This window comes from Arthrobacter sp. H-02-3 (genome assembly GCF_003097355.1).
Lineage (GTDB): Bacteria > Actinomycetota > Actinomycetes > Actinomycetales > Micrococcaceae > Arthrobacter > Arthrobacter humicola.
In genome coordinates, this window is the sequence record NZ_PYUI01000038.1 from 1 (window position 1) to 11,515 (window position 11,515).

The 11,515-nt window shown below is 65.1% G+C and carries 8 protein-coding genes; 2 read left to right on the top strand and 6 right to left on the bottom strand.

What is annotated here, in order from left to right:
- The 6 genes from C9424_RS21135 to C9424_RS21370 form a co-directional block, all read right to left on the bottom strand.
- A partial coding sequence (locus C9424_RS21135; protein WP_116768797.1) for a DUF222 domain-containing protein occupies positions 1-734 on the bottom strand: 734 nt, incomplete at its 3' end.
- 128 nt (positions 735-862) lie between these two features.
- Entirely contained in the window at positions 863-2,155 is a 1,293-nt protein-coding gene (locus C9424_RS21140; RefSeq protein ID WP_116768794.1) for a hypothetical protein, read from the bottom strand.
- Positions 2,156-2,157: 2 nt separating this feature from the next.
- Complete coding sequence (locus C9424_RS21145; protein ID WP_116768795.1) at positions 2,158-4,023, bottom strand: hypothetical protein; 1,866 nt, start codon at positions 4,021-4,023, stop codon at positions 2,158-2,160.
- A 74-nt stretch (positions 4,024-4,097) separates the two neighbouring features.
- Positions 4,098-5,204: a T6SS phospholipase effector Tle1-like catalytic domain-containing protein gene (locus tag C9424_RS21150; RefSeq protein WP_116768798.1), complete on the bottom strand. Its 1,107-nt coding sequence runs from the start codon at positions 5,202-5,204 to the stop codon at positions 4,098-4,100.
- 132 nt (positions 5,205-5,336) lie between these two features.
- The gene (locus C9424_RS21155; protein ID WP_116768799.1) at positions 5,337-6,569 is read right to left on the bottom strand and encodes an amidohydrolase; all 1,233 of its coding nucleotides are present in this window, start codon (positions 6,567-6,569) and stop codon (positions 5,337-5,339) included.
- 273 nt (positions 6,570-6,842) lie between these two features.
- Positions 6,843-7,166 carry a hypothetical protein gene (locus C9424_RS21370; RefSeq protein WP_133247561.1) on the bottom strand — a complete coding sequence of 108 codons (324 nt, stop codon included), beginning with the start codon at positions 7,164-7,166 and terminating at the stop codon, positions 6,843-6,845.
- 73 nt (positions 7,167-7,239) lie between these two features.
- Here C9424_RS21370 and C9424_RS21160 point away from each other — a divergent pair, with 73 nt between their 5' ends.
- Together C9424_RS21160 and C9424_RS22025 are read left to right on the top strand one after the other, a co-directional pair.
- Positions 7,240-8,583, top strand: coding sequence for a putative Ig domain-containing protein (locus C9424_RS21160; RefSeq protein ID WP_237563607.1), 1,344 nt, complete (start codon positions 7,240-7,242; stop codon positions 8,581-8,583).
- Between the two features lie 195 nt (positions 8,584-8,778).
- Positions 8,779-11,515: putative Ig domain-containing protein (locus tag C9424_RS22025; RefSeq protein WP_133247562.1), on the top strand; the 2,737-nt coding region annotated here is incomplete at its 3' end.

Consider the following 11,515-nt stretch of genomic DNA (forward strand, 5'->3'; position numbering starts at 1 on the left):
GGGAGCCGGGCCGAAAGCCAGGCCATGCCGTCCCGGTCCGGGACGAACTCGACCCGCCGGTCCGCGACGCTCACGGTGTGGCGTGCCTCGATGCTCTCCGGATGGTGGCGTTCGCGCCAGGTGCGGGTCTTGGCCCGGAACCGGGACGGCACGAGCTCCCCGGCCGCACAGCCCCGGGCCGCCCCGGGCGCGGCCGGGTCCAGGAAGTGCCCCTCCAGCGAGGCCGCCCCGGCAGAATCCAGGCCGCTGGTTTCCTCGATAAGGATCCGGGCGTGCTGCCAGGAAATCGTCCCGGCCCGCAACGCCGCCCAGGTCAGCGGCAGCGCGGTCGTCAAGGCCCGGGCCTCGGACAACAGCGCCCCGGCGGTGCGTTCGCTCACGGTCAGGACACACGCGACCTCCGCGACCAGGGCCATCTCCTGGACGGCACGGTCCCGCACGGATCCCGCCGGCGGGGCCAGGAACCTGCCCGCCCGCGCGTAGTCGGCGGCCAACTGAACCTTCAGCGCCGCCGTCCGGGCCTCCAACCGGGCCACCTCGGCCAACCCGTCCAACAACCCCTCCGCCAAATCCCGCAACGGATCAGCGTCCCGCTGGGCATCGGCGGCGGCCGGATCAGAGCGGTCCGGGCCGCCGGCGCCGGACCCGAGCAAGGCAGCCAGCACAGCCACAGACGCGGCAACAGCCTCCACCGCCACCCCGCTGTCCCCGCTCCAAGCCACCCTGCTTTTCATACCCCAAGTCTATGAAGAGGCACCGACAATCTTGATGCTGCCCCGACGGGACGCCGGCAATATTGATGAATTTGCGGGTGCTGTGAAAAACATCGCCGGGCCGGACGCCTGGCGAGGTCTGGCCTCATTCACGTTGCGGGGAAGGTGATCTCGCTCCAGAGGTTGCCGGGTCCGACGTGAACCCGGGCGTCGGCGACTGGGGCATCAGCCCTGACGATGTGGGTGTTCATGGTGGTCAATGCGGCCAGCAGTGCCCCGTTCGGGATGTCGCCCCACTGCTCGACTTTCCCGTAGGGGAGCATCGCGTAGGTTCCCTGGTTGCCGATGGCGCTGGTGACGTAAGCGCGGGGGGTCGCGTTGTGGGAGCCGTGGTGGCCGATCTTGTAGAAGGCAGGATCTGACACGAGGGCGCGGGCCGCCGGGTCTTGAAGGACATGGTCCCAGGCGCCTTCTTGTGAGTCGCCCACGAAGACGAGTCTGGTGCCCTCGACGTCGAGAACGAAGTAGATGCTGGTGTTGTTGACGGAGCGCTCGAGGATGGAGGCCGCCGCCAGAAGTTCGCTCGCGTCGTCGAGGAGGGCTCCGAGGTTGAGGGTTGCCAAGGTGCTGAGAAGTTCGATTCCGATGTCGTGGCTCACTTCCTCGGGCGTGACACTGTAGATCCCAGCGAAGAGGGGCGCAGCAGGCGTCTGGCTGCCGGGGGAGTCGCTCACGGGTTCGGCGTCCAGAGCCTGTTGCATGGCAAGCCAGCGGGCAGACGCGGGAGGGTTCATGAGTTTGAGCTGGTCAGGGTCACGTGAGGGTCCGAGGACATGAATGGTGACATCGGGCAGTGGTGTGCGGATGACGTTGAGCTGCGCGATCCTGTCCGGGAGGTAGCGGACCGTCGGGACGTTGAGGAAGTGCTTGCCGTTGCGTCCGAGCAGGCGGTCCATGGCGTCCTCGTTGCCCAGCGAATTCAGAGCCAGAGTGCCGGCAATCCCGAGAGCCAGGGTTCGTGCTTCGTCGTTCAGCGCTGCGGGCGCACGGCCGATCAGGGTGTTCAAGCTTGTTGCTGCGCGGGCGAGACCGCTCTTGAGTCTTTTGGCGTCGTCGTCGGAATCGTCTTCGACGAATGACACCCAGACTTCGCCGACCTGGACCTTTTCCCAGTCGTCGTAGGCGAATCCGGTGATGTGGTCGGCATGGTGGTGGGTTGCTACGACCACGTCGAGAGTGGGGGGTCCTCCTGGTGCGGCTACCTCGGTGAGGTCGGAGATGATCGCATGCACGACGTCGAGGAGGGGCCGCGCCTTGCCCAGGCTATGGACGCCGCAGTCCACCAGCATCCGCCAGGCCTGATCGTCGTGTTTGACGGTGACCAGGAAGGCATCGCCGAAGCCGACGTCGTACATGCGGACGGTGACGGAGGACGCTGGCATGCTCAGGCTCCGTCCTGGCCGGCGTGCAGGCGCGCGAAGGAGAGTCGGAGTGTTGCCGGTTCGACGGTCCAGGCCGAGAGCGCGTCCATGTCTTCGACGTCGCCCATCCAGTCGCGGATCGTCCGCAACCGTTCGGTGCCGGCCTTGTCGAAGTCCAGTGCGCATCCTTTGATGTCCCCAGACAGGGCGTCGAGTTTCGTGTGGTCCGAAAGCGGCAGCGGTTTGGTGACGAGGAATTCCACCTGGCCGTCCACGCGGGCGATGACGGTGGTGCCGGCGCGAATCGCTGCGCGTTGATTTGGCGGGATCTGGGCGCCGGCGTCGTCGGTCCGCTGATCTTCCAGATCGTCGCGACGCTGGGCGAACTGGATGGCGACGATCGGTCGGGGTTGCCCGTCGGAGGCCCACAGGTAGACGACCCGGGCACTGACCATCTCGATCTTCCCGGCGGCTTTGTCCAGGCCAAGTTCATAGGCGTGTTCAACGCCCCAGCCGCGAATGAGCTCCTGAAGGTGTCTGGCATCGGGCTGTGACGTCAACTGGCCATGTGGCGCCTTTCCGGGAACCGCCCGACCGGGAACAGCATCCCCGGAGGCCGGAGTGGTGTTAGAGTCGTCCGCGAAATAGACAGTGCTGCCGGTGTCGAGGTCGAGTGTTGCTTCCAGGATCAGGGGTGCCAGGTCGATGGCATTGATCCCGTCTCTCAGGTTCATGTCCAGTGGCGGCTTGGACCAGACGAGGGCCTCGTCGGCGAGGGAGGTCACTCCCGGCGGGTAGATACCGCGCCGACGGAAGGCCTCGACAAGAATTGCCCTGAGGTGTCCGGCGTCATCGGGGTAGAGTCCCTGGTCCGCGGTGACGATCGCCCGGACGACATCACCGAAGGTCACGTCGACGACGGGGAGGTATTCGAATGCCCGGACCACCATTTCCAGGAAACGGTCGGCATTCATCGCCGCCGTGGCGGTGACGCGATTGACCAGGTCTGTTGGGAGCGCTCCCGGCGGCAGGACCCCGGTGCCTGCACTGGCGATACGTCGGAGATCGGCGATCTGCGACTTGTAGGTGTCAATGAACGCGTCGAAGACGGCGGCGACGAAGCACGCCCCGCGATCGTGTGGTTCAACTGCTTTCAGGAACGCGTCCGGGGTGCGGGGGGATCCGATCGCGGACCTCAGTGCCGCACCGCGGCCGGTGGACGCGCCGAACTCGGTTGCAAGATCCAGCAGCGCCGACCCCTTCTCGAGGGTGCCTTCCGATTTCGCTACGGCATCGGAGACGACTTCGGGGAAGCCGAAGTGGTTAAACAGTGCAACGAGGTCGGCGATTGCCTCATGCCATGCCAGCACGTCCGGGTGAGTGGGTTCGGAAAAGTACTTGCGCATGCGGTGCACGATGGCATGAGTGACTTCATGGGCGACCACGTCAACGGACAGACAGGTGAACATCATCTGGCCCGGCAGGTTGGCTCCAGGGTCCCTCTCGTCGGCACGGAAGTAGCCAAAAAGGACAGCCCGCCGGTCCTTGTCGAAGTAGGCGTTACGTCCCTCGAACGCATGCGGGACGAGGCGGAGTTTGTCGTCGCCACGCCAGCGGAAGCGGAAGCCGCCAAATCGTTCAAAGCGTTCGATCACGCTCATCGCCACTGCGTAGACGACTTGCTGATGGGTTCTTGGATCGCTTTCTGAGGGGCGCATACCCCGTTGGGCGAGGATGGCGGCAGCGTTCAGGTCAACGGGCAAATACCAGAGGTCACGGGCCACGTCATAGTCGACGACCTGCAAGAGCCGGCCGGCCGGGCCGGGCCTGAGGTCCCTTTCGAACGGGATGTCGATCGTGAGGAACCTGCCGGACAGGCGGGTCGACATCGGATCGAACGCATACGCACGAAGTAACCGCCGGGCCGGCAACACGGCCTCGGGCCGGTCCCTCCTCGCGGCAGTCACTGCTCAGCCCGAGCCGACGCAGGCGCCGCTTGTTGCCCGGCCCAGTCCGGATCGGCCCAGACCACATTGGCGGGTGCCTTGAACGTTGGATCGGCCACGGCCCGGGTGTTCACGCTGGCGTGGACGGCGGCGCCGGCGGGGACCTTCCTGTTGCGTGTGCCGAGCAGCACCCATGCCCGGCCGCGGCGGTGCAGCTCCGCGGTCGCGTCAGCAGGGGTGACCGCGCAGGCGGCACCGACGGCGCGGGATCGAACTAACAAACCCTCGGCAATCCCGCCCTCGATAATCCACTTCAAGGCGATTCTCGACAGCCGCGGAGCAGGAGCCGGCTTCCCCGGGCGCGCTGCCTGGCCGGCGGGTGTTTTGTCGACGAAGGTTCCTCCGACATCGCTGTGCACACCGGCGAACCAAACCTCTTCCAGGGACCCGTCCGTGCGGGCGTCGACCAGGTACTCCTTGAAGGGAGCCCGCTTCTCATTGATCGACACTGCATGGCGGATTCGCACGGCATTGGGGAGTTCGCGCGTAAACGGCCAGCGGATCTCCCATCGGAGGAACCCTGCCGCCTTGACGGTGTCCCACACGCCCAGGTACCTCACCGGCACCGTCGATTTGCCGTCGACGTGCTGCGCGAACACTTCCGACGTGAGGTGCACCTCGTCCCAGTCAATCCTCCCTTCACCGCCCCGACGGGCATAGGTGGCGACCACATACGGAACGAGGTTCTCCGAACCTGGACGCATCACGCCGATGGCGCGAAGAATCCCCACGAGGGCACGAGCCGTATACGCGCCGCGGCTAAACCCGAAAATGAAGATCTGATCCCCGGGGGCCCAGTTCTGCATCAGCCACGCATAGGCTTCCCCAAGGTTCTGCCGCAGACCCCACCCGAACGCGAGCCCGCCCACCCGCGAGATCGACCTGGCGAGAGGAGTCCACGCCCCGGCAGACGCAAACGTCCCGACCCCAGGGTCGTAGTAGGCGATCTGTTTAGTCGGATCGGAATGATCGAGCAGCTCGTACAGAAGGACGACGTTGGTGTTGCCCCTGGCGCGCACCTGCGCGCCGGTCCCATCCAGACACACCACCAGATTCCGGGACATTTGAAACCTCCCCGCCGGGCACGTACCGCACCTGCCGCACCTGAAGCCGATCATCCCCCTCCAGCGCCGCCAAGGGAAGAGGAAGTTGCGAACCGGGTCAGCACTCAAGGGCACCCGGCTTCCCGCAGGGCGTCACCCCTCCCGGGAGAGATAGGACAGTGCGGCGACGACGTGGGCTTGGACGCCCATGGAGAGGGTCGGGTCGATCACGGGGGCGAAGGAGGGGGAGTGGTTCGCCGGGATGTCCCGGGCCACTGTTCCCTTCGAGGCTGCAGCGCGGTAAGCATCGGGGTCCGCGCCGCCGAGGAGCCAAAAGGTGTACGGCACATCGAACGCGTCCGGAATGCGGCTGAAGTCCTCGGACGCCGTCTGCCGCTCCGCCGTGCGCACAGCCTCTGCCCCGAAGCGGGCGGTAAACGCCGTCCGCACGCGTTCTGTCACGGCTGCGTCGTTGCTGGTAAGCGGGAACTGGTCGTAATACTCGAACTCAGGTTCCCGGGGCGATCCGGCGGCAGAGCACTCGCCCTTGACGATCCGCTCAACCGCGGCGAGCACGCCGGCCCGGATTCCGGCGTCGTACGTGCGGATGTTCAGCAGCAGCGTGGCGCGGTCCGGGATGATGTTCGATGTCGCCCCGGCATTGAGCGCCCCCACGGTGACGACGGCGAAGTCGCCGGGCTTCGTCTCCCGGGAGACGATCGACTGAAGCCTGAGCACTATTGAGGCGGCCATGACAACCGGGTCGACGGACATGTGCGGCATCGAGCCGTGCGCGCCTTTCCCGTGCACCGTGATCTTGAGCGAATCGCCGGCGGAGAGGACAGGTCCGATGGTGGTGGCGACTGTCCCCGCCGGTATTGGCATCACGTGCTGGGCAAAGGCGACGTCGGGCCGTGGCACTTTGGTGGGAAGTCCGTCGTCGATCATTGCCTGGGAACCTGCCCCGACTTCTTCGGCCGGCTGAAATAGGGCGATGTAGGTTCCGGACCAGGCTCCACGTCCGTCCGCCATGAGCTTGGCGGCTCCGAGCAACGCACTGACGTGAAGGTCGTGACCGCACGCATGCATGATCCCGTTCACCGCCGACGCATAGGGCAGCCCTGTGGCCTCCGTGACGGGCAGCGCGTCCATGTCGGCGCGCGCCAGAACAGCCGGGCCGACCCCGTTCGCGAGGACGCCGACCACGCCCGTTCCTCCGATGCGGGTCACCGAATAGCCGAAGGCGGTGAGTTTTTCTTCGACGAGCTTCGACGTCTTGTGCTCCTCGAAGCTCAGTTCGGGATGCCGGTGCAGCCGGGTGTACGTCTCCCGCAACCAGCCGACCTCGCATTCCAGGCCTGCCAAAACTGTCTCGGAACTGCCCATGCGCATCTCGCTCTCGGAGCTTCAAAACGCCCGCGTGCGCCGGGCGCAACAGATAGAAACCAGACTAGGCCCGTGGAGCCATATTTGTAGTGCCAGGGGCGAGTAATGCGAAGGCTCTGACGAGTAAGAACCGGATATTAACACGTAGCCGCCACTCAGGAGGTGGCGACTCCTGACTCGTTACGATGGCCTCTGCGTGGCCGGTTATTCCGGCTGGATGAATTCGGCGGCATGACGCAATCGCGCCGCAGTCAGGGCTTTTATCCCACATTATTATTGGGTCATCGCGGGTCCTTCAGCATTGGCCGGCAGAGCATATTTCACTTCAATGACGACTTGCGAGGAATTCATGCGGCGAGCGATTTTGGCACGTTTAATAGTCATCGCCGCAATAGTGTGTTTCAGTCTGGTGCCGCTGCCCGCCAGGGCAGCCACCGGTGTGGCGACAGACAAGGTTGTCAGTAAACACCAGTCTTCGATTTCGCGATCTGTGGTATCGCCCGCTTTCACAACCAGCCAATCCAAGGAATTGTTGATTGCATTTGTGAGCGCTGATGGCCCGGCGGTCACCGGTTCCCAGCAATTCACCTCGGTCACCGGTGGAGGGCTCACCTGGCGCCTGCGTAAGCGGACCAACGTTCAGTATGGGACGGCTGAAATCTGGCAGGCGGTGTCGAGCAGCATCCTCACGAACGCCACTGTGACGGCTACGCACAACGGGTCTTACCAGGCGTCCATAACGGTTGCGACGTTCACGGGCGCGGACACTGCCACCGATGGAGCAGTCGCGGGAGCCAACGGGCCCACGGGTGCGCCCAGCGCTTCGCTCACGACAACCCGCACCGGTTCCTGGGTCTGGGGCGTGGGAAACGACTGGAGCAGGGCCATCGCCCGTACAGTCGGAACCGGTCAAACTAAGGTAGATGAGTTCCTTGCCAGCAACGGTGACACGTTCTGGACGCAGCGCCAGACCGTGCCCGGTACGGCGACAGCGCCGTCGTCCGTGAGAATCAATGACACCGCTCCCACTACGGACAAGTGGAATATGTCTCTGATCGAGATCTTGCCCGCCCCGAGCCCGCCCGCGGCGCCGGTGTTCACGGCGGCTACGCCACCGGCGACGGCGACGGTGGGAGCCGCGTACACCTATACCTTCGCCGCGACCGGGAACCCGGCCCCGACCTTCCGTGTCTCCTCCGGTGCCCTGCCCGCGGGGCTGGGCCTGAACTCCACCACCGGGGTCCTGGCGGGCACCCCGACGACGGCGGGCCCGGCAACGTTCACGGTCACCGCCACGAACGGGGTCAGCCCCGACGCGGTCACGCCCTCGCTGACCATCACCGTGAACCCCGCGCAGTCGCCCGACGGTGCCCAGGCCGCCGTCGTCTTCGGTTGGGGCCCGGTAGTAACCGGGGATGAGTTCACCTATACAGGCGCGCCGAATCCCTTGAAATGGAATGTGTACAACAGCCCGGGACATGCGGGGAACGGGATCCGGAGCCCGAACGCATGGGCCGTGGACGGCAGTGTCGCCACCGTCAGCGGTGACTCGGCCGGCACCACCGGCGGCATGTCGGCCAGGTTTGCCCAGCAGCAGTACGGCCGCTGGGAGGCCCGGATGCGAACCAGCGACCGGGATCCGAAGTACCATCCAGTCCTGATCCTCTGGCCGAACAACAACACGTCGCCCAACTGCGCGGAGATTGATTACGCCGAAGGAACGTCCGATACGAGCAAGATCAAGTTCTTCCTGCACTACGCGTGCAGCGGCTCGAACTTCCAGACTCAGGCAGCCCAGACGATCGACACAACCCAGTGGCACAACTACGCGGTCCAGTGGACCCCGTCCGGGATCACCGGCTACATTGACGCAGTCCCATGGTTCACTGACACGGACCCGGCGCACCAGCCGACGGTCGGGATGCATCAAACCATCCAGCTCGATTGGTTCCCGGACGGGACCGCCACCAAACCGAGCCAGATGCAGGTCGACTGGGTCCGCGTGTACGCCTGACGCCTGGCGCTTGGCTCAGCGGACGCGAACACTCTGACCCCCAGGGAACCCCGGTAGTCTCACTCGAGAGACAAGTATCGCCCACTGGTGACCCGCAGGTCGCCGGGCCGATAGGCTCCGGACTTAGCCGTCATTTCGGCCAATGCGGCAAGCGGGTGCCAGCCGTAACAGGCGTTATCAATGCAGGGGGACTTGATGCGGTTCTTAGCAACGCTGGGCCTTATCGGACTGCTTCTGGCGCCACTGCTGGGAACGGGCATGCCCACCGCAGATATCGCCGCAGCGGCCACCCCAAGCTGCCAGCCCACCACGCCCGCACCGACCGACCCGTACCCTGGTGCCACCGTCGTGGCCGACAACTTCGAATCAGATACCCTCGCCCCGTTCATCGTTCAAACCGCCGGAACCGGAACCGCCACAGTCTCCTCAGCTTTGGCACACACAGGCGGCTGCGCCGCCTACCTCCACGTAACCTCCGACGCCGGCTCCCTCGCATACCTCACTGCCCCCTTGCCGGCAGGAACCCCTTCCGCCTACGCAGACGGCTGGTTCAACATCACCACGGCCGGCCTGACCGGCAGTGACGTACCCTATTTCCGGTTCTTCTCCGGAACCACGCGGATCGCAGACGTATACCGCTACAACAGCAACGGCCAGCTCTGGCTGCGTGTGACCTCACCTACCGGCGCTTTCGTCTACACACGCTTGCTGTCCTCCAGCATCCCCCTCAGCTCCTGGCACCACGTCGTCATGCAGATCGTCCCCAATACAAGCGCGACAACGATACAGGTGTGGTTTGACAGCGTCCTCGTCTATTCCAGTAACCAGGTCAGCACCGGATTCACCACCTTGTCGACCGTGCAGCTCGGATCCGAGCACACAAGCCAGATGGGCGACAGCTACGTCGACGACGTCATCGTCAAGAGCGGCGCCCAGGCGGCCCCGGTGTTCACGGCGTCCACGCCTCCGGGCGCTGCCACGGTCGGCACTGCCTACTCGTACACGTTCGCGGCGTCCGGTAATCCGGCCCCGACGTTCCGGGTGTCTTCCGGTGCCCTGCCGGCAGGGTTGAGCTTGAACAGCACTACCGGGGTTCTTTCCGGAACGCCGACGGCGGTCGCAACATGGGACCACATCGTCATCCTGATGGACGAGAACCAAAAGGACACGTCCATCATCGGCAACTCCAGCGCGCCCTACCTGAACTCCCTCGCCACATCGGGCGCGAACATGACGCAGACGTTCGCGGAAAGCCACCCTTCGCAGCCGAACTATCTCGCGTTGTTTTCAGGCTCCACACAGGGGGTCACGGATGACAGCTACCCGCATAGCTTCACAACCACAATGCTTGAAGGCCAGCTAAAAGCAGCGGGAAGAACATTCACGGGATTCGCCGAAGGCCAGACCTCGAGAACGAACTACCTCGCTTACCATTCCCCATGGAATAACTGGGCATCCATCCCGTCATCGGAACGCCTCGATTACAGCGCATGGCCGACTGACTTCACAACGCTGCCAACTGTGTCCTTTGTCGTCCCCGACAGTTGCAACAGCATGCACGACTGCTCCGTCGGCACCGGTGACACGTGGGCAATGAACCACATGGACACGTACCTGCAATGGGCCAAGACTCATAACTCACTGCTCATCACCACATGGGATGAAAACGATTCATCGGCAAGCCCGAACAAAATCGCCACGTTCTTCAACGGCGCCAACGTCATCCCCGGCAACTACACGCAGACGATCAATCACTACAGCATGCTTGGCATGATCCAGGATGCCTACGGGCTTCCGCGCAACGCCAACACGTTAGGCGCAGCGGCAATCGCTGCCCCATTCAGTGCAACGTTCACGGTCACCGCGACGAACGGGGCCAGTCCCGACGCCGTCACCCCACCCATCGCGATCCACGTGAACCCAGCACCGGCACCGCCTGTGTTCACGGCGTCCACGCCTCCGGCTACTGCCACGGTCGGCACCGCCTACACGTACACCTTTGCCGCGTCGGGTAACCCGGCGCCGACGTTCCGGGTGTCGTCCGGTGCCCTGCCGGCCGGGTTGAGCCTGAACGCCACGACCGGGGTTCTTTCCGGGACCCCGACGGCGGCTGGTCCGGCAACCTTCACGGTCACCGCCACGAACGGGGTCAGCCCCGACGCGGTCACCCCGTCCATCACGATCACCGTGAACACCGCCCAGGCGGCCCCGGTGTTTACCGCGTCCACGCCTCCGGCTACTGCCACGGTCGGCACCGCCTACACGTACACGTTCGCCGCATCCGGTAACCCGGCCCCGACGTTCCGGGTGTCTTCCGGTGCCCTGCCGGCCGGGTTGAGCCTGAACGCCACGACCGGGGTTCTTTCCGGGACCCCGACGGCGGCTGGTCCGGCAACCTTCACGGTCACCGCGACTAATGGGGTCAGCCCCGACGCGGTCACCCCGTCCATCACGATCACCGTGAACACCGCCCAGACGGCCCCGGTGTTTACGGCGTCCACGCCTCCGGCCACCGCCACGGTCGGCACCGCCTACACGTACACCTTTGCCGCGTCGGGTAATCCGGCCCCGACGTTCCGGGTGTCGTCCGGTGCCCTGCCGGCCGGGTTGAGCCTGAACACCACCACCGGGGTCCTTTCCGGGACCCCGACGGCGGCGGGTCCGGCAACCTTCACGGTCACCGCCACGAACGGGGTCAGTCCCGACGCCGTCACCCCGTCCATCACGATCACCGTGAACCCGGATACGACCGCCCCGACGGCGCCCACAAATCTCTCCGCCGTGGCCGGTAGCGGCCAGATCTCTTTGGCCTGGAGTGCCAGCACCGACAACGTCGGCGTCACCCGCTACAACATCTCCCGCAACGGGGCAGCGATCGGTACCGCTACCGGCACGTCCTTCGTCGACGGATCGGTCGTCGCCGGCACGACCT